Below are 25452 nucleotides of genomic sequence, written 5' to 3'. Positions count from 1 at the left end.
TCGCCGGCAAGCCAGCTCCCACAGGAGCTTCATAGCGCTCAAAGGCAGCGCGGTACCTGTGGGAGCGGGCAAGCCCGCGAAGAGGCAGGAACTGGCGGCACAAAAAAAGGCGACCTTCACACGAAGGTCGCCTTTTTATTTACCCGGCCAGGGATCAGATCCCGTACTGCGCCCGGTAAGCCTCGACAGCCGGCAGATGCTGCTTGAGCTGCGGGTCATCGGCCAGGAACTCCAGCACCTGGGTCAGCGAAACGATGCTGACCACCGGGATACCGAAGTCGCGTTCCACTTCCTGGATCGCCGACAGTTCGCCATTGCCACGCTCTTCGCGGTTCAGCGCGATCAGCACGCCAGCGGCCTTGGCCTGCTGGGCGTTGATGATCTGCATGACCTCGCGGATAGCGGTACCGGCGGTGATCACGTCGTCGATGATCAGCACATCACCGGCCAGCGGCGCGCCGACCAGGCTGCCGCCTTCGCCGTGGTCCTTGGCTTCCTTGCGGTTGAAGCACCATGGCACGTCGAGCTGATGTTGATCGGCAAGGGCCACGGCAGTGGTCGCCGCCAGAGGGATACCCTTGTAGGCCGGGCCGAACAGCACGTCGAACGGGATCTTGCTGTCGACGATGGCTGCGGCATAGCACCGCCCCAGCTCGGCCAATGCAGAACCGGTGTTGAACAGGCCGGCATTGAAGAAATACGGGCTGGTACGCCCCGATTTCAGGGTGAATTCACCGAAACGCAGTACCCCGCGATCGATGGCAAAACGGATAAAGTCGCGCTGATACGGCTGCATGAATAGTCCCGGACACCACGGATTTAGCTAAATGGGTTGAGCTCGGGTATCATACACGCACGAGATTTTTGGGGCCATTTATGCGGATCATCAGTGTGAACGTAAATGGCATTCAGGCTGCGGCCGAGCGTGGTTTGCTCAGCTGGCTACAAGCCCAGAATGCCGACGTCATCTGCCTTCAGGATACCCGCGCCTCGGCCTTTGAACTCGATGACCCAGCTTTCCAGCTCGATGGCTATTTCCTTTATGCCTGCGACGCGGAGGTGCCTGCCCAAGGTGGTGTGGCCCTTTACTCGCGCATGCAGCCCAAGGCAGTCATCACCGGCCTGGGCTTCGAGACAGCCGACCGCTACGGGCGTTACCTGCAAGCAGATTTCGACAAAGTCAGTATTGCCAGCCTGCTGCTGCCTTCGGGCATGAACGGCGACGAAGACTTGAACCAGAAGTTCAAGTTGATGGACGACTTCGCCAAGTACCTGGACAAACAGCGTCGTAAACGTCGCGAATACATCTATTGCGGCTCGTTCTACGTGGCGCAGCAGAAGCTCGATATCAAGAACTGGCGTGACAGCCAGCAGTCGCCGGGCTTCCTGGCGCCGGAACGCGCCTGGATGGATGCGATCACCGGCGAGATGGGTTACGTCGATGCCCTGCGCGAAGTCAGCCGTGAAGGCGACCAGTACAGCTGGTGGCCGGACAACGAGCAGGCCGAGATGCTCAACCTGGGCTACCGGTTCGACTACCAGATCCTCACCCCGGGCCTGCGCCGCTTCGTGCGCAACGCCCGCCTGCCGCGTCAGCCGCGCTTCTCCCAGCATGCGCCGCTGATCGTGGACTATGACTGGACGTTGACCATCTGATTGCTGTTCAAACACGAAAAAGCCGACATTGATGTCGGCTTTTTCGTATCTACAGGAACAGTCAGTCAGCCAGAGCAGCCTGCTGCAGCTCGAAGATATCGTTCATGCCCTTCTGCGCCAGGGCGAGCATGGCGTTGAAGTCTTCCGGCTGGAACGGCGCACCTTCGGCGGTGCCCTGCACTTCGATGAAGCCACCGGCGCTGGTCATCACCACGTTCAGGTCGGTTTCGGCAGCGGAGTCTTCCGGGTAGTCCAGGTCGAGCACGGCTTCGCCCTGGTACATGCCTACCGACACGGCAGCAATCATGTGCTTGAGCGGGTTGCCGCCCTTCAGGCCGCCGCGCTTCTTGATCACCGCCAAGGCGTCGCACAGTGCGACCATGGCACCGGTGATGGACGCAGTACGGGTGCCGCCATCGGCCTGGATCACGTCGCAGTCGACATACAGGGTGATGTCACCCAGCTTGCTCATGTCCAGCGCGGCGCGCAGCGAACGGCCGATCAGGCGCTGGATTTCGAGGGTGCGGCCACCCTGCTTGCCACGGCTGGCTTCGCGCTGGTTACGCTCACCGGTGGAGCGCGGCAGCATGCCGTACTCGGCGGTCAGCCAACCTTGGCCCTGGCCTTTGAGGAAGCGCGGCACACCGTTTTCCACGCTGACCGTGCAGATGACCTTGGTGTCACCGAACTCGACCAGTACCGACCCTTCGGCGTGCTTGGTGTAGTTGCGGGTGATGCGGATCGAGCGGAGCTGATCGGCGGCGCGACCACTTGGACGTTTCATCTGGGATACCTGTACTGGGACTTTGAATCTGCCGAGCATTATAGAGCCCGCAGCGCGGGGAAGACATGCCTATTGTCGCGCCCGACACAGCCCGTCGCCTTTTCCGACTGCCATGGCCCCCCCTCTGTAACATAGGCGGATTGGGCGCCGAGGCCCCACTGCGCTACAATCCTGCGCCTTGCAGCCGAGAGGCTCCCACCGTTCATTCATCTACGCGAGGTACTCCCCATGGTGCACAGCATGACCGCTTTTGCTCGTGTCGAGCGCGCCGGCAGCCAAGGCACCCTGATCTGGGAGCTGCGTTCGGTCAACCACCGTTACCTGGAACCCCACCTGCGCCTGCCCGAGGCCCTGCGCGACCTTGAAGGTGCCGTGCGTGAAGGCCTGCGCCAGGGCCTTTCGCGGGGCAAGGTGGAATGTACCCTGCGCCTCAATGAAGACAGCAACGGCAAGCCGCTGAAGGTAGACCGCGAGCGCGCGGCACAGCTGGTCGCAGCCGCCGAGGAAGTGGCCGGCCTGATCAAGCAGCCGGCACCGCTGAACCCGCTGGAAGTGCTGTCGTGGCCGGGTGTGCTGGTGGCCGACACCAGTGACCCACAGGCGCTGAACGCCGAAGCCATGGCCCTGTTCGACGAAGCACTGGCCGAACTCAAAGCCGGCCGCCAGCGCGAAGGCCAGGAACTGGCCCGGCTGATCAACGAGCGCCTGGACAACATGACCAGCGAAGTCACCACCCTGCGCGCCCTGGTGCCGCAGATGCTGGCGGCGCAGCGGCAGAAGATTCTCGACCGTTTCGGCGACATGCAGGCCGAACTCGACCCGCAGCGCCTGGAGCAGGAAATGGTGATGCTGGCCCAGAAGAGCGACGTGGCCGAGGAGCTCGACCGCCTCAGCACCCACGTCACCGAAGTGCGCCGCGTGCTCAAGGGTGGTGGCGCCGCCGGCCGCCGCCTGGACTTCCTGATGCAGGAACTCAACCGCGAAGCCAACACCCTCGGCTCCAAGGCCTTCGACCCACGCAGCACGCAAGCGGCGGTCAACCTGAAGGTATTGATCGAACAGATGCGTGAACAAGTACAGAACATCGAGTAAGGCCAACCCGACCATGAACCACAGCAGCGGCACCCTCTACATCGTTTCGGCCCCTTCGGGCGCCGGCAAGACCAGCCTGGTAACAGCCCTGACCAAGGACGACCAGCAAATCCGCGTCTCGGTCTCGCACACCACCCGCGCCATGCGCCCGGGCGAGGAACACGGGGTGAACTACCACTTCGTTGTCCACGAGGAGTTCAAGGCGCTGATCCAGCAAGGCGACTTCCTGGAGCATGCCGAAGTGTTCGGCAACTTCTACGGCACCTCGCGCAGTGCGCTGCAGCAGACCCTGGACCAGGGCTATGACTTGATCCTGGAGATCGACTGGCAAGGCGCCCAGCAGGTGCGCAAGCTGATGCCGCAGGCATTGTCGGTGTTCATCCTGCCGCCAAGCCAGGAAGCGCTGCGTCAGCGCCTGGACGGCCGCGGGCAGGACAGCGAAGAGATCATCGCCGGGCGCATGAAGGAAGCGGTCAGCGAGATGGTGCACTACGACGAGTATGACTACCTGATCATCAATGATGATTTCGACGCGGCGCTGGAAGACTTGAAAGCGGTGTTCCGCTCGAACCGGCTGGTGCTGAAGAAACAGCAACAGCGCCACGGGTCTCTACTGAAGCAGTTGATCGGCTGAAAAACGATTGGGGCTGCTTTGCAGCCCTTCGCGGGCACGCCCGCTCCCAAAGGTTGGTCACCGCCCTGAGGCGTGCGCTGTACCTGTGGGAGCGGGCGTGCCCGCGAAGGGCCGCAGAGCGGCCCCAATTATTTATTCCTGCAAAGGCAGGGTAGCCTGCTGGCGCAGGGTAGCCCCCAGGAAGTAAGCCGGCGCCCGCATGCGCGACAGCATCATCAACCCGATGCCGAGCACCGAGATGATTGCGGCAATCACGAATACCAGCCCCAACCCGCCCACATGCGAGCCACTGCCGAAGTCCGGCGAGGCGCTGTCGATGGCGGTCCGCGCGAAGATCACCGACAGGATCACCCCACCGACCAGCGGGCACAGGCCACGCATGATGAAATGGCGCACGCTGTCGAACAGGCTGTCGCGGAAATACCAGACGCAGGCGAACGCGGTCAGCGAATAATAGAAGCAGATCATCATGCCCAGCGCGGTGATGGTATCCGCCAGCACGTTCTCGCTCAGGGTACGCATGGTCACGTAGAACAGGCCTGCTGCCAGGCCGGCGCAGATGGTGGCGTAGCGCGGGGTTTGCGAACGCGGGCAGACGCTGGCGAACTTCTGCGGCACCGCACCGTAGTAACCCATGGCCAACAGGGTGCGCGCAGGTGCCACGAAGGTGGACTGCAGCGACGCCGCGGTGCTGGCCAGCACGGCGATGGACATCAGGATTGCCAGCGGCCCCATGACCGGGCCGGCCAGGTGGGCGAAGACGTTCTCCTGGATGCGCGGGTTGTTCAGGCCCAGCCCGGTTTCGCTGATACCGGCAAACTGCAGGGTGGCGATGGCGGTGAACAAGTACAGGCCGAGGATCAACATCACGGTCCAGGTAGCGGCCTTGCCCGGCACCTCTTCGCTGCCCACCGACTCTTCGCTGACGGTCAGGCACGTGTCCCAGCCCCAGAAGATGAAGATCGACAGCGACAGCCCGGCGGCAAAGGCCGAGAACGACTCGACACCGAACGGGTTGAACCAGGCGAAATCGAACTCCAGCGGTGGCGGCGCAGTGGTGCCGCCGAAGGCGGCAAAGGCAAAGCCGATCAGCACCAGCAACTGCAGGGCCACCAGGCCGTATTGCACGGTCATGGTGGTGGCGATGCCGCGACAGCAGATCCACACGGCCAGGCCGATGAACACGCAACAGGTGCTGATGTTGATCAACAGGTTGTCGGCCAACGCTGCCAGCTCATGCTTGCCGGTGATCTGGCCAAGGAACAGGTAGAAGAAATCGACCGCCACCCCCGCCAGGTTCGACAGCACGATGGTAGTGGCGACCACCAGCCCCCAACCGCCGATCCAGCCGATCATCGGGCCGAAGGCACGCGCCGACCAGGTAAACGAAGTACCGCTGTCCGGTTCTGCCGAGTTCAGTTCACGGTAGCCCAGGGCCACCAGCAGCATCGGCAGGAAGCCGACGATGAATACGGCGGGCAGGTGGGCACCCACCTCGCGCACGGTCGGGCCAAGAGCGCCCGTCAGGGTGTAGACCGGGGCGATGGTGGAAATGCCCAGCACCACGCTGGCCAGCAGGCCCAGGCGGCCTTTGGCCAAGCCCTTGCCGCGTTGGGTGTTGCCCGCGTCGGCCGCCACATCGGGTGGGCGGCCGGCTTCTGTATAATTGCTCATGAGTATTTGCCGTAAATTTTGGAATTGTTTTCGCAGGCCTTGCGCACAAGGCCTGCTTTCACTCATTGAAAGCTTGCTGCCGGGAACCAGTCATCCAAGACCTTCGGCTGACGTCAGAATGTCTCCTGCCGTGCGCCCTCCCGTGCCGCGTAGGCAACGCAGGCCTCGCGAAACGCCTGGAACAGGCGCAGCGAGACCGGGTTTTCGGTGAAGCGCCACTCCGGGTGCCACTGCACGCCAAGCACAAAGCCCGGCGCCGCAGGCATGGATACCGCTTCGATCAGGCCATCCGGGGCCCGTGCCTCGACACGCAGGCCCGGGGCGAGGCGGTCGATGCCCTGGCTGTGCAGCGAGTTGACCTCGAACTGCGCCGCCAGGCCCAGGCGCTCGAACAACCCGCCTGGCTCGATGCCGACAGGGTGACGAGGGCCGTATTGCACCTCCAGGGGTGCGTCCTCAGGTTCGCGGTGGTCAAGGTACCCGGGCATTTCCTGCACGCGCTGGTGCAGGCTGCCGCCAAGCGCCACATTCAGTTCCTGGTAGCCACGGCAGATGCAGAACACCGGCACGCCGGCGGCAATCGCTGCCTGCAGCAGCGGCAGGGTCAGGCGATCGCGCGCCAGATCGTGCCGGGTGCCGGCTACGCTAGGGGCGCCATTGTAATGATGCGGTTCGATATTTGAAGGCGAGCCGGTAAAAACAATGCCGTGCAGCCGGGCCAACAGCGCCTGCGTGTCGCTGCCCCCGTCTCGGGCCGGCAGGATCAGCGGCAAACCGGCAAAGCCGGCCGCCTCGACATACTTGTCGCCTACCGTGTGCGACGAGTTCTTCCCCACCTGCTGGCGGCAGGCGCTGACACCGATCAAGGGGACCGCATTTGCGCTCATGGGCTTACACCGTGTGCAGGTACCAGTTGTACTCAAGGTCGGAAATCGACACTTCGAACTCGGCCAGCTCGCTTTCCTTGCAGGCCACGAAGATATCGATGTAGTCCGGGCTGATGTATTGGTTGAGCACTTCGCTGTCGTCCAGCGCGCGCAGGGCATCACGCAGGTTGTTCGGCAGGCTCTGTTCCAACTGCTCGTATGAGTTGCCCTCGATCGGGGCATCCGGCTCGACCTTGTTGGTCAGGCCGTGATGCACGCCGGCAAGGATTGCCGCGAGCATCAGGTACGGGTTGGCATCGGCGCCGGCCACGCGGTGTTCCAGGCGCACGTTTTCGCTGCTGTCGGTAGGCACGCGCACGGCGACGGTGCGGTTGTCCAGGCCCCAGCTCGGCGCATTGGGCACATAGAACTGCGCGCCGAAGCGGCGGTACGAGTTGATGTTCGGGCAGAGGAAGGCCATCGACGCTGGCATGGTCTCCAGCACACCACCAATGGCGTGGCGCAGCGTGTCGCTTTGCAGCGGGTCATCGCTCGAGAAGATGTTCTTGCCGGTTTTCTTGTCCAGCAGCGAGATATGCACGTGCAGGCCGTTGCCGGCCTGGCCCGGGTAGGGCTTGGCCATGAAGGTGGTGTCCATCTCATGGTCGTAGGCAACGTTCTTGATCAGCCGCTTGAGCAGGATCGCGTAGTCGCAGGCCTTCAGCGGGTCGGCCACGTGGTGCAGGTTGACCTCGAACTGCGCCGGGGCGCTTTCCTTGACGATGGCATCGGCAGGCAGGCCCTGCTCCTTGGCCGCTTCCAGCATGTCCTGCAGGCAGTCGGCGTATTCGTCGAGGTCGTCGATCAGGTACACCTGGGTCGACTGCGGACGCTTGCCGGAAATGGGCGAGCGCGGCGGCTGCGGGCGGCCGTTGAGGTTGTCCTGATCGATCAGGTAGAACTCCAGCTCGAACGCCGCGCAAATAGTGAGGCCCAGGTCGTCGAACTTGCTCACCACCTGACGCAGCACTTCACGCGGGTCGGCGAAAAACGGCGCGCCTTCGATCTCGTGCATGGTCATCAGCAGCTGGGCGGTGGGGCGTTTCTGCCACGGCTCATCCGACAGCGTGCCGGGGATAGGGAAGCAGATGCGGTCGGCATCGCCGATGTCCAGGCCAAGGCCGGTGCTCTCTACCGTGGAACCGTTGATGTCCAGGGCGAACAGCGAAGCCGGCAGGTTGATGCCTTTCTCGTACACCTTGTGCAGGCTGGCCCGCTCGATGCGCTTGCCACGTACCACGCCATTCATGTCGGAGATCAGCAGGTCGACGTACTGCGTTTCCGGATGGGCCTGGAGGAAGTCATTCATCTCGCTGGAAGAACTGGCGCACGGGGTTACCGACGTCATGGTGTACATCCTTTGATGTGCTGCGGCGATGTGGGGATACGGCTGGCGCCTCACGGGCGACGATGGTTGCAGCTGTTGTTTTTTTCACTTTCCCATCGTGGGGATTGGTTACCCGACCGGACGCATTGATTCCGGGGGGCCGTTTCACTATAAAATGGCCCCGACGCAACAGACATTGGCAATTCGGCAAGCAGAGCGTGCACCAATGCAATATCAGATCACCCACGCCGACCTCTCCCTGGTCCTGGCACTGGAGCGCGGCCGCTCACTGGCCAAAGCCGCCGAGCTCCTCAAAGTCGACGTTTCGACGGTATTCCGCTCGATCCGACGGCTGGAGTCGGCGCTGGGCACCGCCTTGTTCGTCAAGAGCCGCAAGGGCTACCTGCCGACCGACACTGCCCAGGCCCTGGCCGAGCAGGCCGAGCGCGCGGAACAGGCGCTGGAGGCGGCGCGCATTGCCATGACCAGTGGCGAGCAGGTTGTAAGCGGCACGGTGCGGGTGACCTGCACCGAGGCGGTGATGCATAGCCTGCTGCTGCCGGCGCTGGCCGAGTTCATGCCCAACTACCCGGCCTTGTCGCTGGAGATGGGCACCTCGAACACCTTCGCCAACCTCAGCCGGCGCGATGCCGACATTGCCCTGCGCCTGACCAATACACCACCGGAACACCTGGTGGGTCGCAACCTGGGGTCCACCTCCTATGTGGTCTGCGGCAAGCCGCAGTGGCGCGAGCGCCTGGCAGAGTCGGCCGTCAGCGTGCCATGGATCGCCCCAGACGACTCGATGCAGGACCACCCCACGGTGGTCTGGCGCAACCGGCAGCACCCTGGGTTGAGCCCGCGCTATCAGTGCAGCGGCATGTCGACCATCGCCCAGCTGGTAACTGCCGGCCTGGGCGTGGCGGCGCTGCCGGACTACATGGTGCACGCCCTGCCCGGCGTGGATGCGCTGAGCGGACCGCTGCCGGGTTGCGACACGCAGCTGTGGCTGCTGACCCGGCCGGACTGCCGGGCGCTGCGCTCGGTGCAGACCCTTTTCGAAGAGCTGACGCCGCGGTTGCGTGGCGCGATGCTCTGAGGTTATCGTCGGCTCAAGTATTGCGGCTGTCTGGTCCGGCCCTTTCGCCGGAAAACCCGCTCCCACAGGGTAGGCGGTGCCTGTGGGGGCAGGTTGGCCCGCGAAGAAGCAAACACAGTGCTTCAAGGTGACCACCCGGCAAAACAGCGCTTCCCTATTGGCTGGTGAATTTTTATACTATCGAGTCCGCCTGCCCATTACTGGGCTGCACGCCCACCGCATTTGCTACTGAGGAAGACCATGGCCCGCGTAACTGTTGAAGACTGCCTGGAACACGTGGATAACCGCTTCGAGCTGGTCATGCTCTCGACCAAGCGCGCTCGCCAGCTGGCGACCGGCGGCAAAGAGCCCCGCGTTGCGTGGGAAAACGACAAACCGACCGTTGTTGCCCTGCGTGAAATCGCCGAAGGCATCGTCACCAACGAGTTCATCGCCGCTGAAGAGATCGTCACCGAGGATCCGGTCTTCGCCGCCTTCGAGGACGAGAACAACGAGGCTGTCTGATTGATGCCAGGTCGACGTCGCACGGCGCAAGGCCCTCGTCCTCCGCAGGAGGTGAACCCATGCCGGGTATAGAAGCCTTGGCCGAACGGCTGTCGACCTACCTTGGCCCCGAACAGGTCAACCTGGTTCGGCGCGCCTATTTCTACGCCGAACAGGCCCACGATGGGCAGCGCCGCCGCAGTGGCGAGCCCTACGTGACCCACCCGCTGGCCGTGGCCAGCATCCTCGCCGACATGCACATGGACCATCAAAGCCTGATGGCGGCCATGCTGCACGATGTCATCGAAGACACCGGTATCGCCAAGGAAGCCCTCAGCCAGCAGTTTGGCGAGACGGTGGCCGAACTGGTCGATGGGGTCAGCAAGCTGACCCAGATGAACTTCGAGACCAAGGCCGAGGCGCAGGCCGAAAACTTCCAGAAGATGGCCATGGCCATGGCCCGCGACATTCGCGTGATCCTGGTCAAGCTGGCCGACCGCCTGCACAACATGCGCACCCTGGAAGTGCTGTCCGGCGAAAAACGCCGGCGCATCGCCAAGGAAACCCTGGAAATCTACGCCCCCATCGCCAACCGCCTGGGCATGCACACCGTGCGCGTGGAGTTCGAGGACCTCGGCTTCAAGGCCATGCACCCGATGCGCTCGTCGCTGATTCACCGGGCGGTGAAAAGCGCACGCGGCAACCGCAAAGAGATCGTCGCCAAGATCGAGCATTCGCTGGCCAACTGCCTGGCTGCCGACGGCATCGAGGGCGAGGTCAGCGGCCGGCAGAAACACCTCTATGGCATCTACAAGAAGATGCGCGGCAAGCGCCGTGCCTTCAACGAGATCATGGACGTGTATGCCTTCCGCATCATCGTCGACAAGGTCGATACCTGCTACCGCGTGCTTGGCGCCGTGCACAACCTGTACAAGCCGCTGCCCGGTCGCTTCAAGGATTACATCGCGATCCCCAAGGCCAACGGCTACCAGTCGTTGCACACCACGCTGTTCGGCATGCACGGCGTGCCCATCGAAATCCAGATCCGCACCCGTGAGATGGAAGAGATGGCCAACAACGGCATTGCCGCGCACTGGCTGTACAAGTCCAACGACGATGAACAGCCCAAGGGCAGCCACGCCCGCGCGCGCCAGTGGGTCAAGGGCATCCTCGAACTGCAGCAGCGTGCCGGCAACTCGCTGGAATTCATCGAGAGCGTGAAGATCGACCTGTTCCCGGACGAGGTCTACGTGTTCACGCCCAAAGGCCGCATCATGGAGCTGCCCAAAGGCTCCACGGCGGTGGACTTCGCCTACGCGGTGCACACCGACGTCGGCAACAGCTGCATCGCCTGCCGCATCAACCGCCGCCTGGCGCCGCTGTCCGAACCGCTGCAAAGCGGCTCGACGGTGGAAATCGTCAGCGCCCCAGGCGCACGGCCGAACCCGGCCTGGCTCAACTTCGTGGTGACCGGCAAGGCGCGCACGCACATCCGCCACGCGCTCAAGCAACAGCGCCGCTCCGAGTCCATCAGCCTGGGCGAACGCCTGCTGAACAAGGTGCTCACCGGCTTCGACAGCAGCCTGGAGAAAATCCCCCAGGAGCGCATCCAGGCGATTCTCGCCGAGTACCGCCTGGAACTGATCGAAGACCTGCTCGAAGACATCGGCCTGGGCAACCGCATGGCCTACGTGGTCGCACGCCGCCTGCTGTCGGCCGACGGCGAGCAACTGCCTGCACCTGAAGGCCCGCTGGCGATCCGTGGTACCGAAGGCCTGGTGCTGAGCTACGCCAAGTGCTGCACGCCAATCCCTGGCGACCCGATCGTCGGCCACCTGTCAGCCGGCAAGGGCATGGTCGTGCACCTGGAGAATTGCCGCAACATCAGTGAAATCCGCCATAACCCGGAGAAGTGCGTACAGCTTTCCTGGGCCAAGGACATCACCGGTGAGTTCAATGTCGAACTGCGTGTCGAACTGGAGCACCAGCGCGGCCTTATCGCCCTGCTGGCCAGCAGCGTCAACGCCGCCGACGGCAACATCGAGAAGATCAGCATGGACGAACGCGACGGCCGTATCAGCGTGGTCCAACTGGTGGTCAGCGTGCACGACCGTGTGCACCTGGCGCGTGTGATCAAGAAGCTGCGTACCCTGACCGGTGTGGTCCGCATCACCCGCATGCGTACGTAGTCCGCCAACCGCAAGGAGTCATCATGAGCAAGACCGTCATCACTAGCGACAAGGCCCCAGCCGCCATCGGCACCTACTCGCAGGCGATCAAGGCCGGCAATACGGTGTACATGTCGGGCCAGATCCCGCTGGACCCTAAGACCATGGAACTGGTCGAAGGCTTCGAAGCCCAGACCGTGCAGGTGTTCGAGAACCTGAAGTCCGTGGCTGAAGCCGCGGGCGGTTCGTTCAAGGACATCGTCAAGCTGAACATCTTCCTCACCGACCTGAGCCACTTCGCCAAGGTCAACGAGGTAATGGGCCGCTACTTCGAACAGCCCTACCCGGCCCGTGCCGCCATTGGCGTTGCCGCGCTGCCGAAAGGCGCCCAGGTCGAAATGGACGCCATCCTGGTCATCGAATGATGCCCCCGGTGACGGGCGCCCTGCCCGTCACCCCTCCTTTGCAAGGTTACCCCGTCATGCGTCAAGCACTGCCCCTCGCGCTGGCAGCCCTGCTACTGGGCGGCTGCGCCAGCCACAAACCCGAAGATTTCAACGGCACCTGGATCAACCAGGAGGCCATCACTGCTGCGGTAAAAGGCGGAAGCCTGCGCCAAGCGCTGAATGAACACGGCCCGGTGTTCGAATGGAAGCTCGACGTTGCCAGCCAGCAGGCCAGCTACAGCAATGGCTTCGAGGCCGCTGACGGCCAGCTGAGCAGCAACGAAAAGCAATGGCAGGCCAGCTTCGAGGGCGGCCAGACCGAGCAGCTGTCGCTCGACGGTGACGAGCTGCAAGCCGTCGACCAGCGTGGCGCCAAGCAGACCTTCGTCCGTGCCAAGGCACCGGCGACTGCCAATGCGCCGCTGGGCAGCAGCTTCGAGAAAGCGCTGTACCAGGCCTACCTGGGCGGCAACTGGAAGGTGGTCGAAGGCGAGGGCAAAGGTGCCAGCGTGCGCTTCAGCGACACCGGCAACGTCACAGGCCTGCCGGGGCCAGACCGTTTCGCACTGTGCCTGGCAGGCGACTGCGCGACCATGGGCGGCAGCAATGACAGCCTGTGGCTGGAGCGTAACCAGCGCGGTGCACCGTTCATCATCAAGCGTGATGGCGACAAGCTGGAGATTTTCCAGGCGGTAAACCGTGCGCAACCGGATGAAATGCCGGAACTGGCTGCGGGCAAGCGCCAGTGGGTGCTGGAGCGCAGCTGAGTCCTGCTGCGTTTGCACTGAATGCACTGGCCTCTTCGCGGGTTTACCCGCGAAGAGGCCGGTAAATTCAACGCCCTCCTTTCAGGATGGCGGCATAGCCTTCCTTGTAGCTTGGGTACACCGGCGCCCAGCCCAGCGCCCGTGCCCGGGCGTTGCTGCAGCGCTTGCTGCCGGTCCGCCGCACCCGTTGTTCATCGGACCACTCGGTAACCCCCATGTATGCCCGCAGCCAGGCCACCACGTCAGCCAGCGGCGCCGGGTCGTCATCAACGCCAATGTAGTAGTCGTCCAGTACCTTGCCATCGGCATCGGCCTGCAGCAGAAACGCCAACAGGCTGGCGGCATCCTCGGCGTGGATGCGGTTGCCATACAGCGGTGGCTCCTCGGCCACACGGTAACCCTGGCGCACCTGGCTCAGCAGCCACTCGCGGCCTGGGCCGTAGATGCCCGTCAGGCGCACAACGCTCGCAGGGATACCACTGGCCAGCGCCAGCCGCTCAGCCTCCAGCATCACCCGCCCGGAATAACCTTCAGGCTCGGTGGCCGCGCCTTCCTCGATCCACTCGCCGTCCTTCTGCGCATACACACTGCTGCTGGAGACGAACAGCAGGCGACGGGGGCGCTGGCCTCGCTCGGCCAGCCAGGCCAGCACATGGCGCAAGCCATCCACATAGGCCGCCTGGTAACCGGCCTCGTCGTGCTGGCTGGCCGCCACGCAGTACACCAGGTAATCCAGCGGACCCTGTGGCCAGGCTTGCGGGATCGACGGTTCGGCCAGGTCCGCGGCAACCGGTTGAACGCCCGCAGGCAGCTGCCCGACAGCGCGGCGCAGGCCGCTTACCTGCCAGCCTTTGCCCAGCATTTGCAGGGCCAGACGCCCACCTACATCACCACAACCCACCACCATCACGGAAAGGTCTGACATCTCTGAACTCCCTAGACCAATTGATCAGCCCGGCCACGCTACACGATGGGCGGCTAGACCATAGGCGAAAAAAGCAACAAGATTACTTTTGTTAACAAGAATTACTTGCAATAATGGCCGCCAATTTGTTCTCGGCCTACCTCGAGGCCTTGGAGAACGCTCACTTTATTTCTTCATCAGGTCCGGCCAGCATGACACGTATTCAACCTTCCGCTTCGCCAACCCCGTCGCGCGCCTGGCGCGCCATCGCCGCGCTGACACTCAGCCTGGTGCTGGCCCCGGTGGCCATGGCCGATGAGCCCACCGCCAGCGCCGCCGCGCCTGCTGCTGCCACTGCCCCGGCCGCACCTGCTGCAGCCCCGGCTGCCGACGCGCAGGCGCCTGCTGCCAACGCCACTGCTGCCACCCCGGCCGATGCAACGCCCCCGGCAGACTCGAACGTTCAAGCCTTGGTAGAAGACACCTCGCTGGGCATGGCCCACGACCTGTCCCCATGGGGCATGTACAAGAACGCCGACATCGTGGTGAAGATCGTCATGATCGGCCTGGCCATCGCCTCCATCATCACCTGGACCATCTGGATCGCCAAAGGCTTCGAGCTGATGGGCGCCAAGCGTCGTCTGCGTGGTGAAATCGCCCAGCTGAAGAAGTCCACCACCCTGAAAGAAGCCAGTGACCTCTCCAACAAGGAAGGCACCCTGTCCCACACCTTGGTCCACGACGCCCTCGAGGAGATGCGCCTGTCGGCCAATGCCCGCGAAAAAGAAGGGATCAAGGAGCGCGTCAGCTTCCGCCTGGAGCGCCTGGTTCATGCCAGCGGTCGCACCATGAGCAGCGGCACCGGCGTACTTGCCACCATCGGTTCCACCGCGCCGTTCGTCGGTCTGTTCGGTACCGTATGGGGCATCATGAACAGCTTCATCGGCATCGCCAAGACCCAGACCACCAACCTGGCCGTAGTTGCACCAGGTATCGCCGAAGCCCTGCTGGCCACCGCCCTGGGCCTGGTCGCTGCAATCCCGGCTGTAGTCATCTACAACGTCTTCGCCCGCTCTATCGCAGGCTACAAGGCCCAGGTGTCCGACGCCTCCGCCCAGGTACTGCTGCTGGTCAGCCGTGACCTGGACCACCAGGGCAGCGAGCGCGCTGCCCCGCACATGGTGAAAGTGGGGTAAGCCATGGGCCTGCATCTCAACGAAGGTGGCGACGACCTCGCCGAAAACCACGAAATCAACGTTACGCCGTTCATCGACGTGATGTTGGTGCTGCTGATTATCTTCATGGTCGCGGCCCCCTTGGCCACGGTCGACATCAAGGTCGACCTGCCCGCTTCAACCGCCAAACCGGCGCCGAGGCCCGAGAAACCGGTGTTCGTCAGCGTCAAGGCCGACCAGAAACTGTACGTCGGCGACGATCAGGTTGCTGCGCCCGACCAGCTTGGCCCGATGCTCGACGCCAAGACCAAGGGTGACAAGGAAACCACCATCTTCTTCCAGGCTGACAAAGGCGTGGATTACGGCGACCTGATGGAAGTGATGAACAACATGCGCGCGGCCGGCTACCTCAAGGTCGGTCTGGTAGGTCTCGAGACGGCAGCCAAGAAATGACGAAAACGCGCTCAAACATGGCGCGCTACGGTGGCAGCCTGGCGATCGTGCTGGGCGTGCACGTGGTCGCCGTGCTGCTGACGCTCAACTGGTCGGTGCCCCAGGCCATCGAACTGCCCCCGGCAGCGATGATGGTCGAGCTGGCACCGTTACCGGAGCCAGCGCCACCACCGCCACCGAAAGCGGCGCCACAGCCACCGGCACCGGTCGAAGAACCGCCACTGCCCAAGCTGGCCGAAGCCCCCAAGCCCAAGATCGCCATCCCCAAGCCGCCCAAGCCGAAGGCCAAGCCCCAGCCGCCGAAGCCCGAGAAAAAGCCTGAGCCGCCGAAGGAAGCGCCACCCACTGAGCAAACGGTAGACGCACCGCCAAGCAACACGCCACCGCAGAAGTCCGCGGCACCGGCGCCGAGCATTGCGTCCAACAGCAACGCCCTGCCAACCTGGCAGAGCGACCTGCTGCGCCACCTGGCGAAGTACAAGCGTTACCCGGAAGACGCGCGCCGTCGCGGCCTGCAAGGCATCAACCGCCTGCGCTTCGTGGTCGATGCCGAAGGCAAGGTGGTGTCGTACTCCATGGCAGGTGGTTCGGGCAGTGCTGCACTGGACCGGGCGACCCTGGAAATGATCCGTCGGGCCGGCACGGTACCCAAGCCGCCACCCGAGTTGCTGAACAATGGCACGATCGAAGTCGTGGCACCGTTCGTCTACTCGCTGGACCGCCGCTAAGACTTTTGCTTCTGTCACAAATCGGCAACTCTGATAACGTGCGTCTATCGATTGCAGCCGCTATGCTGGGCCCGCAACTTCATGGACGCACGTTATGACCCTCACCGAATTACGCTACATCGTCACACTCGCCCAGGAACAGCACTTCGGCCATGCCGCCGAACGCTGCCACGTGAGCCAGCCGACTCTGTCGGTCGGTGTGAAGAAGCTCGAGGACGAGCTTGGCGTTCTGATCTTCGAGCGCAGCAAAAGCGCGGTACGCCTGACCCCGGTCGGCGAAAGCATCGTCGCCCAGGCGCAGAAGGTACTGGAGCAGGCCCAAGGCATTCGCGAACTGGCCCAGGCTGGCAAGAACCAGCTGACCGCCCCGCTCAAGGTCGGTGCCATCTACACCGTCGGCCCCTACCTGTTCCCGCACCTGATCCCGCAACTGCACCGCGTAGCGCCGCAGATGCCGCTGTACATCGAAGAAAACTTCACCCACGTGCTACGTGAAAAGCTGCGTAATGGCGAGCTGGATGCAGTAATCATCGCCCTGCCGTTCAACGAAGCCGATGTGCTGACCCTGCCGCTGTACGATGAGCCGTTCTGCGCCCTGATGCCCGCCGACCACCCATGGACGGCAAAAAAGACCATCGACACCGCCATGCTCAACGACAAGAGCCTGTTGCTGCTCGGTGAGGGCCACTGTTTCCGCGACCAGGTACTGGAAGCCTGCCCGACCCTGAACAAGGGCGGCGAAGGCGCCAGGCACACCACGGTCGAATCCAGCTCGCTGGAAACCATTCGCCACATGGTGGCCTCGGGCCTTGGCGTGTCGATCCTGCCGCTGTCGGCGGTGCACAGCCATCATTACGCCCCAGGCATCATCGAAGTGCGCCCACTGACTGCACCGGCACCGTTCCGTACCGTGGCCATCGCCTGGCGCGCCAGCTTCCCGCGGCCGAAGGCCATCGAGATCCTCGCCGACTCGATCCGCCTGTGCTCGGTCGCCAAAGCCCCTGCGGAACAACCGGCCTGAGTCATGAGTGAGCTGTCGAAGGTCCCGGTCACGGTACTCAAGGGTGTTGGCGAGGCCATGGCGGAAAAACTCGCCAAGGTTGGCCTGGAGAACCTGCAGGACGTGCTGTTCCACCTGCCCCTGCGCTACCAGGACCGCACCCGCGTGGTGCCGATCGGCCAACTGCGCCCCGGCCAGGATGCGGTTATCGAAGGTGTGGTCAGTGGTACCGACGTGACCATGGGCAAGCGCCGCAGCCTGGTGGTACGCCTGGGCGACGGCAGCGGCGTGCTGACCTTGCGCTTCTACCACTTCAGCAACGCGCAGAAGGAAGGCCTGAAACGTGGCACCCACCTGCGCTGCTACGGCGAAGCCCGCCCCGGTGCCTCGGGCCTGGAAATCTACCACCCGGAGTACCGCGCGCTGAACGGCGACGAGCCGCCGCCACCGGTCGAACAGACCCTGACGCCGATCTACCCGTCCACCGAAGGCCTCACCCAGCAACGCCTGCGCCTGTTGTGCCAGCAGAGCCTGGGCCTGCTTGGCCCCCGCAGCCTGCCCGACTGGCTGCCTGACGAGCTGGCCCGGGACTACCAATTGGCGCCGCTGGACGATGCCATCCGTTACCTGCACAACCCGCCAGCCGACGCCGACCTCGACGAACTTGCCGAAGGCCAGCACTGGGCCCAGCACCGCCTGGCCTTCGAAGAATTGCTGACCCACCAGCTGTCGCAGCAACGCCTGCGCGAGAGCCTGCGCAGCCTGCGGGCGCCGGTGCTGCCCAAGGCCACGCGCCTGCAGGCGCAGTACCTGGCCAACCTGGGCTTTCAACCGACCGGCGCACAGCAGCGGGTGGCCAACGAAATTGCCTACGACCTCAGCCAGCACGAGCCGATGATGCGCCTGGTGCAGGGAGATGTCGGTGCCGGCAAGACCGTGGTCGCCGCCCTGGCAGCGCTGCAAGGGCTGGAAGCCGGCTATCAGGTGGCGCTGATGGCGCCCACCGAGATCCTCGCCGAACAGCACTTCATCACCTTCAAGCGCTGGCTCGAGCCGCTGGGCATTGAAGTGGCCTGGCTGGCCGGCAAGCTCAAGGGCAAGGCCCGGGCCAGCGCCCTGGAGCAGATTGCCAACGGTGCGCCGATGGTGGTCGGCACCCACGCGCTGTTCCAGGAAGAAGTGAAGTTCAAGCACCTGGCCCTGGCGATCATTGACGAACAGCACCGTTTTGGCGTGCAGCAACGTCTGGCCCTGCGCAAGAAAGGCGTAGCCGGCCAGTTGTGCCCGCACCAGCTGATCATGACCGCCACGCCTATTCCGCGCACCCTGGCCATGAGTGCTTACGCCGACCTGGACACTTCGGTGCTCGACGAATTGCCGCCTGGGCGCACCCCGGTAAACACCGTGCTGGTAGCCGACAGCCGACGCTTCGAGGTGGTCGAAAGGGTTCGCGCAGCCTGCGCCGAGGGGCGCCAGGCCTACTGGGTGTGCACCCTGATCGAAGAATCCGAAGAGCTGACCTGCCAGGCCGCCGAAAGCACGTATGAAGAACTCGGCAGCGCCTTGGGCGAACTGCGTGTGGGCCTGATCCACGGCCGTATGAAGCCGGCTGAAAAAGCCGAAATCATGGCGCAGTTCAAGGCAGGTGAATTGCAGCTGCTGGTCGCGACCACCGTCATCGAAGTAGGCGTGGACGTACCCAACGCCAGCCTGATGATCATCGAAAACCCCGAACGCCTGGGCCTGGCCCAGTTGCACCAGCTGCGCGGCCGGGTTGGCCGGGGCAGTGCCGTCAGCCATTGCGTGCTGTTGTACCACCCGCCGCTGTCGCAGATCGGCCGCGAACGCTTAGGGATCATGCGCGAGACCAACGACGGCTTCATCATTGCCGAGAAAGACCTCGAACTACGCGGCCCAGGCGAAATGCTGGGGACACGCCAGACCGGCCTGCTGCAATTCAAGGTCGCCGACCTGATGCGCGATGCCGACCTTTTACCGGCTGTGCGCGATGCCGCCCAGGCCCTGGTGGCCCGCTGGCCGGACCATGTCAGCCCGCTGCTCGACCGCTGGCTGCGCCATGGCCAGCAATATGGCCAAGTGTGACGCTAGTCCCAGAATGGATCCAGATTTGCTCGCAGGCTGGTTATACTTCGCGTTTAAAAGAATCAGTGGATACGGACCATGACTGAAGTTGCCCTGGACACCGCAACCCCACACGCCCCCTCTGTCATCAAGCTGCTGCTCGACAAGCTCGGCGTGGTCTACCGCGAGGTGGTCGAACACCCGCAGCTGCCTGCGGCTTCGCGGGTACAGGCGGTGCTTCTCGACGACGAGGTCGGCGCCCTTATGGTGCTGTTCCCGCAGAGCCAACTGCTGGACCTTAGCCGCCTGGCCGAGCTGACCGGGCGCAAGCTGACCGCAGTGTCGGTGCCACGCCTCAAGCAAATGCTCGACAAACACCATCTCAAGGCCCTGCCCGGCATTCCCGCCCTGACCAGCTCACCGTGCCAGTACGAAAAGAGCCTGCTCAGCGCCGAGACCGTGTACATCCAGTCTGGCGAAAGCGGGCTGCTGCTGGAGATCGAGCGCGCCCACTTCAAGCGCATGCTGGCCAAGGCCAGCGAAAGCAGCTTCGGCCAGGAGGTCGAGGCCATCAGCCCCAACCTCGACCGCCCCCATGACGACACCCAGGAAATCACCGATGCCGTTCAGGCCTTCACCGCCCGCCGCATCCAGAAACGCCTGGAAGAAACCATCGAGATCCCGCCACTGGCCGATACCGCGCAGAAGATCATCAAGCTGCGGGTAGACCCCAACGCGAGCATCGATGACATCACCGGCGTGGTCGAAACCGACCCGGCGCTGGCGGCACAGGTGGTGAGCTGGGCCGCGTCGCCCTACTACGCTTCGCCGGGCAAGATCCGCTCGGTAGAAGACGCCATCGTGCGAGTGCTGGGCTTCGACCTGGTGATCAACCTGGCCCTGGGCCTGGCGCTGGGCAAGACCTTGAGCCTGCCGAAAGACCAGCCGCAGCAGGCCACACCCTACTGGCAGCAGTCGATCTACACTGCCGCGATCATCGAAGGCCTGACCCGCGCCATGCCTCGGGCAGAGCGCCCCGAAGCCGGTCTGACCTACCTGGCCGGGCTGCTGCACAACTTCGGCTACCTGCTGCTGGCGCACGTGTTCCCGCCACACTTCTCGCTGATTTGCCGCCACCTGGAGGTCAACCCGCACCTGAACCACACCTATGTGGAACAGCACCTGCTGGGCATCAACCGCGAACAGATCGGTGCCTGGCTGATGAAGCTGTGGGACATGCCCGAAGAGCTGTCGACCGCGCTGCGCTTCCAGCACGACCCGGCCTACGACGGCGAGTTCTCGGCGTTCCCCAACCTGGTGTGCCTGGCCACCCGCCTGTTGCGCTCGCGGGGGATTGGCTCCGGGCCGCAGGAAGAGATTCCTGACGAGCTGTTGGAGCGCCTTGGGATTACCAGGGAAAAGGCCGAGGATGTGGTGAACAAGGTGCTCGAAGCCGAGAACCTGTTGCGCGAACTGGCTTCGCAGTTTCAAGCACCGCACTGATATCACGAGGGGCCGCTTTGCGGCCCCGGCAATTTCAGCCTTTCTTCTTCGGTCTCAGGTACTTCATCAGCCCCTGGAACCACATCACCAGCGCCAGGTTGCCCTTGATCTGGATGTTCTTGTCCTGAATTCCCTGCATGAACGCCAACTGCTTGTTGCCCGCCTGCATCGTGGCGTAGCCGTAGGCAGCGTCCTTGAAGGCGATGGCGAAGGCCGGCTGCGGATGTGCGCCGCCCTTGCTGCTGATGCGCTCGTTGTTGACGACGAAGTGCCGGGCAACCTTGCCGTCCAGGGTCTGCATCTGGAACACCAGGTCCTTGCCCTTGAGCTGCTGCTGGAATGCCGGGTTGTTACGGCTGGCCCTGGCCATCAAAAGCCCCATGGCCCAGAGAAGAAAGCGGAACTTCATCGACACGCCTCGATTGAAAAGTGACTAAGTTTCGCAGTTTATCCTCTTAACGACCTTTTTATGCAAGTTCGCAGCAGTTACCCCGTGTAAAGCACAACGGGCGCCATGAAGGCGCCCGTTCGGGATCAACGAATCGTCAGCGGAAGCTTACTTTTTCTTGGCGGCCTTGGCTGGCGCGGCCGGTGGATTGACGCTGTCCTTGAGGTTCTTGCCTGGCTTGAAGGCCACGGTATTGCTGGCTTTGATCTTTACCGGCTCACCCGTCTGCGGGTTTTTGCCGGTACGCGCGCCGCGATGACGTTTTTCGAAGGTGCCGAAACCGACCAGGGTCACCGTGTCCTTGTCCAGGGCACCGGTGATGCTGTCGAGAATCGCGTTCAACACCTGATTGGCCTTTTCCTTGGTCAGATCAGCCTTATCGGCGATGACGGCGGCGAGTTCTGGTTTGCGCATAGTGAAGCCTCTTTGACGGAATTCTTGTTGTTATGCCGTGCTGCCTTTGGGAGCAGCGCTCAAGGCACCGCAGGCTCTAATCTGCGGCAGACGGAAGTGAGAATGGCACGTGCTCAGGGGCCGCGCCAGTATCAGGCCGGCCATTGTGCAGGCAACAACAGGATAAATCCGACAGAACGCCCTCTATTTACGCCATTACCGGCGGTAACTGGCGATTCAGTGCCAGCTTCTCCATCACGGCAGCCCCGGTCAGGGCATAGCCCAGCAATGCGCCGTCAGCCCCGTGGCAGAGCACCTTGAGGTCACTGCCCTGCCCCTCTACCTGCCAAATGCCCTCGTGGTCCAGGGGCGGCGGCGAAACCACCAGCGGGCAGGCCGGGGTTTTCACGGTGATCGGCATGGGCCCGTAGGCAACCGCGGTCGGTTTGCCGGCCAGGGTTTGCGCCAGCGCCCGGGCACAGCCCATCAGCGGCATCACGTAGAGCAGGTTGATGCCATCGACCTCGGCACAGTCGCCGAGGGCGAAGATGTTGGCGTGAGAGGTACGCAGCTCGCGGTCTACGCTGACGCCACGATTGGTCTGCAAGCCGGCTGCGGCAGCCAGGTCGATCCGGGGGCGCAGGCCGATGGCCGAAACCACCAGGTCGCAGGCTATCACACTGCCATCCGATAGGTGCGCCTCCAGACCCTGGGCCACCTGCTGCAGGCGGGTCAGCACCGGCCCCAGATGAAAGCGCACACCCAGGCCCTCCAGCCCGCCCTGCACCGCTGCCGCAGCGGCCGGGTGCAGCAGGGTCGGCATGATCTGTTCGCACGGTGCCACCACGTCGACCTGGAAGCCACCCAGGCTCATGTCGTTGGCGAATTCGCAGCCGATCAGGCCGGCACCGAGGATCAGCACACGTTGTTTGCCTACGGCGGCGGCACGGAAGCGTGCGTAATCTTCCAGGTCGTTGATCGGGAACACCAGATGGCTGCCATCGCCTTCGATCGGCACCTGCACGGTCTGCGCCCCCCAGGCCAGCACCAGGTCGCGGTACTCCACGGCCTCTTCGCCGATCCACAGGCGCTTGTGGCCCGGGTCGATGCCGCTGATGCGGGTATGGGTGCGAATCTCGGCGTTCAGTTGCTCGGCCATGACGCCCGGTTCGGCCATGCACAGGCCGTCGGCGTCCTTCTGCTTGGCAAAGCCCATGGAGAGCATGGGCTTGGAGTAGGAGCGACCATCGTCGGCGGTGATCAGCAGCAGCGGCGTCTGCGCATCGAGCTTGCGAAATTCACGGGCCAGGTTGTAGCCCGCCAGGCCAGTACCGATGATTACCACAGGGGACGTCATGTCGTGCTTTCCTCGATTAGCCGATGGAGATCATTTCAAAGTCGCTTTTACCCACGCCACAGTCCGGGCACAGCCAGTCGTCAGGCACATCTTCCCAACGAGTGCCGGGGGCGATGCCGTCGTCGGGCCAGCCTTCGGCTTCGTCGTAGATCAGGCCACAGACAATACATTGCCACTTTTTCATCAGGTCTTTTTCCTCGGTTCAGGCTGGGGGCTTTATCTGGCGGGTCTTCGCCCTGCTTCAGGCATTATGCAAGCAGTCGGGGCAATCATGCTAAGCTCGCCGCCTCATTGGTTGTAACAAGCAGACCGACGTGTCGTACGAATCCCCGCAAGCAGCCGCTGTCGCGTGGCTGCCGTATTCACAGCTGGCGACCGACTTCGACCAGCCTACCCTTGACTGGCTGTTCGACGAAGGCTCGCTGACCCGCCGCCTGACCCGCCTGTCTTCTGATCACTTCTCCGTTACCCCGCTGTTCGAGGGCTGGCAAGCGCTGCGCGAGGATGAATGCCAGGCGTTGGGCATTGCTGCCGGCAGCGAAGGCTGGGTGCGCGAGGTGTACCTGCGCGGCCATGGCCAGCCTTGGGTGTTCGCCCGCAGTGTGGCCAGCCGCAGCGCCCTGGAGCGCGGCGGGCTGGACCTGGAAACCCTCGGTAGCCGCTCGCTGGGCGAGTTGCTGTTCTGCGACCAGGCGTTCATCCGCCACCCGATCGAAGTGTGCAGTTATCCACAGGCCTGGCTACCGACCGACGCAGCCCATGCAGCCCTGTGGGGCCGTCGCTCGCGCTTTGAACGAGGCGGCCTGGAGCTGCTGGTGGCAGAAGTGTTTCTGCCGGCATTGTGGCAAGCGGCCAGGGAGGAAAACCGCTGATGTACCTGCAACTGCTCAAGTCGCTGAACCGCCTGCACCCGCGCGCCTGGGACTTCGTCCAGCTCAGCCGCATGGACCGCCCGATCGGTATCTATCTGCTGCTGTGGCCAACCCTGTCGGCGGTGTGGATTGCCGGCAACGGTTCTCCCACCGTGGCCAACGTGCTGATCTTCGGCCTTGGCGTGGTGCTGATGCGGGCCGCGGGCTGCTGCATCAACGACTTTGCCGACCGCAAGGTGGACGGCCACGTCAAACGCACCGCCGACCGGCCGCTGGCCAGCGGCCGGGTCAAGCCGCGCGAGGCGCTGGCACTGTTTGCGATTCTGGTCGCGGTAAGCTTCCTGCTTGTGCTGTGCACCAACAGCCGCACGGTGTGGCTGTCGTTCGGCGCGGTGGCGCTGGCGTCCTGCTACCCGTTCATGAAGCGCTACACCTATTACCCACAGGTGGTGCTGGGGGCGGCGTATTCCTGGGGCATCCCCATGGCCTTCACTGCCGCGGGCGGCGAGCTGCCGGCCAGCGCTTGGCTGCTGTACATCGCCAACCTGCTGTGGACGGTGGGTTACGACACCTATTACGCCATGGTCGACCGCGATGACGACCTGAAGATCGGCGTGAAGTCGACCGCCATTCTGTTCGGCGAGGCCGACCGCTCCATCATCCTCACCTTGCAGCTGCTGTCGCTGGGCTGCCTGTTGCTGGCGGGCAGCCGCTTCGAGCTGGGGGGCTGGTTCCACCTGGGGTTGCTGGGCGCTGCGGCGTGCTTTGCCTGGGAGTACTGGTCGACGCGCAAGCTGGACCGCGAGTCGTGCTTCAAGGCGTTTTTGCACAACCACTGGGCGGGGTTGCTGGTGTTCATTGGTGTGGTGCTGGATTACGCGTTGCGCTGAATATCATGGGGCTGCTTTGCAGCCCATCGCGACGCAAGGCCGCTCCCACACTGATCGGCGTATGCAGGCCCCTGTAGGAGCGGCCTTGTGTCGCGATGGGCCGCACAGCGGCCCCGGCAATCTCAAGGCTTGGCGATATGCCAGACGTCTTTCACGCCGTCACCGGTCTTGTCCCCGGCCTTCTTGTCCTTGATGAAGGTATACAGCGGCTTGCCGTCGTAGGCCCACTGCATCGAGCCGTCGTCACGCTTGATCTGCGTCCACTTGCCATCGGCCTTTTCGCCATCCATTACCTTCAATGGCGGCCAGTTGGTGGCGCAATCGCCATTGCACATCGACTTGCCGCCCGCATCCTTGTCAAAGGTGTACAGGGTCATGCCGGCATGATCGACCCACATGCCGTCCTTCTCCATGGCATGGTGGGCCGACGCCACCCCCGGGAGCGCCAGCGCAGTGAAAAGGGCCATCCAGCTCAGCGTTTGTCGTGTCATTGGATTCACCATTGTTTCGGGGGAAATTGGGTTCAGGTGCCACAATTGCGGCCCTTTCAAGCCTAGTTCAGTCACGCAATGTCGCCAGAACGGCCAACAC

Annotated in this window: 27 protein-coding genes; 16 read left to right on the top strand and 11 right to left on the bottom strand. The window is 63.5% G+C overall.

What is annotated here, in order from left to right:
* Positions 1-154: 154 nt before the first annotated feature.
* A complete protein-coding gene (pyrE, locus tag E8E78_RS23565) occupies positions 155-796 on the bottom strand; it encodes an orotate phosphoribosyltransferase (protein WP_003253405.1) in 642 nt (213 codons plus the stop codon).
* An 80-nt stretch (positions 797-876) separates the two neighbouring features.
* Here pyrE and E8E78_RS23560 point away from each other — a divergent pair, with 80 nt between their 5' ends.
* On the top strand, positions 877-1656 hold the full coding sequence (locus tag E8E78_RS23560) for an exodeoxyribonuclease III (protein WP_003253401.1): 780 nt from the start codon (positions 877-879) through the stop codon (positions 1654-1656).
* A gap of 61 nt (positions 1657-1717) precedes the next feature.
* On the opposite strand, the gene rph is transcribed toward E8E78_RS23560, so the two are convergent.
* Positions 1718-2440 (bottom strand): ribonuclease PH, encoded by a 723-nt coding sequence (gene rph / locus E8E78_RS23555; protein WP_016489819.1) that lies wholly within the window; start codon positions 2438-2440, stop codon positions 1718-1720.
* 228 nt (positions 2441-2668) lie between these two features.
* On the opposite strand from rph, the gene E8E78_RS23550 reads away from it, so the two are divergent.
* Positions 2669-3532, top strand: a complete 864-nt coding sequence (locus E8E78_RS23550) for a YicC/YloC family endoribonuclease (RefSeq protein ID WP_016502227.1) — start codon at positions 2669-2671, stop codon at positions 3530-3532.
* Positions 3533-3545: 13 nt separating this feature from the next.
* On the top strand, positions 3546-4166 hold the full coding sequence (gene gmk / locus E8E78_RS23545; RefSeq protein WP_016502228.1) for a guanylate kinase: 621 nt from the start codon (positions 3546-3548) through the stop codon (positions 4164-4166).
* Between the two features lie 132 nt (positions 4167-4298).
* Here the strand turns inward: gmk and E8E78_RS23540 are convergent, their stop codons facing one another.
* From E8E78_RS23540 to E8E78_RS23530, 3 genes are all read right to left on the bottom strand, one after another.
* The gene (locus E8E78_RS23540; protein WP_049275886.1) at positions 4299-5840 is read right to left on the bottom strand and encodes an APC family permease; all 1542 of its coding nucleotides are present in this window, start codon (positions 5838-5840) and stop codon (positions 4299-4301) included.
* A 113-nt stretch (positions 5841-5953) separates the two neighbouring features.
* Positions 5954-6727 carry a gamma-glutamyl-gamma-aminobutyrate hydrolase family protein gene (locus E8E78_RS23535; RefSeq protein WP_049275885.1) on the bottom strand — a complete coding sequence of 258 codons (774 nt, stop codon included), beginning with the start codon at positions 6725-6727 and terminating at the stop codon, positions 5954-5956.
* 4 nt (positions 6728-6731) lie between these two features.
* Complete coding sequence (locus tag E8E78_RS23530) at positions 6732-8114, bottom strand: glutamine synthetase family protein (protein WP_016502231.1); 1383 nt, start codon at positions 8112-8114, stop codon at positions 6732-6734.
* 205 nt (positions 8115-8319) lie between these two features.
* On the opposite strand from E8E78_RS23530, the gene E8E78_RS23525 reads away from it, so the two are divergent.
* From E8E78_RS23525 to E8E78_RS23505, 5 genes are all read left to right on the top strand, one after another.
* A complete protein-coding gene (locus E8E78_RS23525) occupies positions 8320-9192 on the top strand; it encodes a LysR family transcriptional regulator (protein ID WP_049275884.1) in 873 nt (290 codons plus the stop codon).
* A 240-nt stretch (positions 9193-9432) separates the two neighbouring features.
* The gene (gene rpoZ, locus E8E78_RS23520) at positions 9433-9696 is read left to right on the top strand and encodes a DNA-directed RNA polymerase subunit omega (RefSeq protein ID WP_003253383.1); all 264 of its coding nucleotides are present in this window, start codon (positions 9433-9435) and stop codon (positions 9694-9696) included.
* A gap of 59 nt (positions 9697-9755) precedes the next feature.
* The gene (gene spoT / locus E8E78_RS23515) at positions 9756-11864 is read left to right on the top strand and encodes a bifunctional GTP diphosphokinase/guanosine-3',5'-bis pyrophosphate 3'-pyrophosphohydrolase (RefSeq protein ID WP_016502233.1); all 2109 of its coding nucleotides are present in this window, start codon (positions 9756-9758) and stop codon (positions 11862-11864) included.
* A gap of 23 nt (positions 11865-11887) precedes the next feature.
* Positions 11888-12268, top strand: coding sequence for a RidA family protein (locus E8E78_RS23510; RefSeq protein ID WP_016489827.1), 381 nt, complete (start codon positions 11888-11890; stop codon positions 12266-12268).
* 56 nt (positions 12269-12324) lie between these two features.
* Complete coding sequence (locus E8E78_RS23505) at positions 12325-13056, top strand: hypothetical protein (RefSeq protein WP_049275883.1); 732 nt, start codon at positions 12325-12327, stop codon at positions 13054-13056.
* A gap of 67 nt (positions 13057-13123) precedes the next feature.
* Here E8E78_RS23505 and E8E78_RS23500 read toward each other — a convergent pair whose 3' ends face one another.
* Positions 13124-13981 carry an NAD-dependent epimerase/dehydratase family protein gene (locus E8E78_RS23500; RefSeq protein WP_049275881.1) on the bottom strand — a complete coding sequence of 286 codons (858 nt, stop codon included), beginning with the start codon at positions 13979-13981 and terminating at the stop codon, positions 13124-13126.
* A gap of 191 nt (positions 13982-14172) precedes the next feature.
* Here E8E78_RS23500 and exbB point away from each other — a divergent pair, with 191 nt between their 5' ends.
* The 6 genes from exbB to E8E78_RS23470 all read left to right on the top strand — a co-directional run bounded on the left by exbB (position 14173) and on the right by E8E78_RS23470 (position 20901).
* Entirely contained in the window at positions 14173-15156 is a 984-nt protein-coding gene (gene exbB / locus E8E78_RS23495) for a tonB-system energizer ExbB (RefSeq protein ID WP_049275905.1), read from the top strand.
* 3 nt (positions 15157-15159) lie between these two features.
* Positions 15160-15588: a TonB system transport protein ExbD gene (gene exbD / locus E8E78_RS23490; RefSeq protein WP_003253367.1), complete on the top strand. Its 429-nt coding sequence runs from the start codon at positions 15160-15162 to the stop codon at positions 15586-15588.
* Positions 15585-16316, top strand: a complete 732-nt coding sequence (locus E8E78_RS23485) for an energy transducer TonB (protein WP_016489831.1) — start codon at positions 15585-15587, stop codon at positions 16314-16316. Before exbD ends, E8E78_RS23485 begins: the two co-directional genes overlap by 4 nt.
* 94 nt (positions 16317-16410) lie before the next feature.
* A complete protein-coding gene (locus E8E78_RS23480; protein ID WP_016502238.1) occupies positions 16411-17337 on the top strand; it encodes a hydrogen peroxide-inducible genes activator in 927 nt (308 codons plus the stop codon).
* A 3-nt stretch (positions 17338-17340) separates the two neighbouring features.
* Positions 17341-19419, top strand: coding sequence for an ATP-dependent DNA helicase RecG (gene recG / locus E8E78_RS23475; RefSeq protein WP_016502239.1), 2079 nt, complete (start codon positions 17341-17343; stop codon positions 19417-19419).
* A 78-nt stretch (positions 19420-19497) separates the two neighbouring features.
* The gene (locus E8E78_RS23470; RefSeq protein WP_049275880.1) at positions 19498-20901 is read left to right on the top strand and encodes an aminoacyl-tRNA deacylase and HDOD domain-containing protein; all 1404 of its coding nucleotides are present in this window, start codon (positions 19498-19500) and stop codon (positions 20899-20901) included.
* 34 nt (positions 20902-20935) lie between these two features.
* Here the strand turns inward: E8E78_RS23470 and E8E78_RS23465 are convergent, their stop codons facing one another.
* From E8E78_RS23465 to rubA, 4 genes are all read right to left on the bottom strand, one after another.
* Positions 20936-21310, bottom strand: a complete 375-nt coding sequence (locus tag E8E78_RS23465; RefSeq protein ID WP_280312625.1) for an SCP2 sterol-binding domain-containing protein — start codon at positions 21308-21310, stop codon at positions 20936-20938.
* A 147-nt stretch (positions 21311-21457) separates the two neighbouring features.
* Positions 21458-21763, bottom strand: coding sequence for an HU family DNA-binding protein (locus tag E8E78_RS23460; RefSeq protein WP_016502242.1), 306 nt, complete (start codon positions 21761-21763; stop codon positions 21458-21460).
* Positions 21764-21950: 187 nt separating this feature from the next.
* Entirely contained in the window at positions 21951-23099 is a 1149-nt protein-coding gene (locus E8E78_RS23455; protein WP_049275878.1) for an FAD-dependent oxidoreductase, read from the bottom strand.
* Positions 23100-23115: 16 nt separating this feature from the next.
* Positions 23116-23283, bottom strand: a complete 168-nt coding sequence (gene rubA, locus E8E78_RS23450) for a rubredoxin RubA (protein WP_016502244.1) — start codon at positions 23281-23283, stop codon at positions 23116-23118.
* A gap of 130 nt (positions 23284-23413) precedes the next feature.
* On the opposite strand from rubA, the gene E8E78_RS23445 reads away from it, so the two are divergent.
* Positions 23414-23971, top strand: coding sequence for a chorismate lyase (locus tag E8E78_RS23445; protein WP_016502245.1), 558 nt, complete (start codon positions 23414-23416; stop codon positions 23969-23971).
* Entirely contained in the window at positions 23971-24861 is an 891-nt protein-coding gene (gene ubiA / locus E8E78_RS23440) for a 4-hydroxybenzoate octaprenyltransferase (protein ID WP_016502246.1), read from the top strand. The genes E8E78_RS23445 and ubiA overlap by 1 nt, the downstream gene beginning before the upstream one ends.
* Positions 24862-24983: 122 nt before the next feature.
* Here the strand turns inward: ubiA and E8E78_RS23435 are convergent, their stop codons facing one another.
* Positions 24984-25352, bottom strand: a complete 369-nt coding sequence (locus E8E78_RS23435) for a hypothetical protein (protein ID WP_016502247.1) — start codon at positions 25350-25352, stop codon at positions 24984-24986.
* Positions 25353-25452 lie beyond the last annotated feature (100 nt).

Source organism: Pseudomonas sp. BN505, from assembly GCF_029873175.1.
Classification (GTDB): Bacteria; Pseudomonadota; Gammaproteobacteria; order Pseudomonadales; family Pseudomonadaceae; genus Aquipseudomonas; species Aquipseudomonas putida.
The sequence above is the reverse complement of the archived record's forward strand: the minus strand, read 5'-3'. Positions and strand labels throughout refer to the sequence as shown.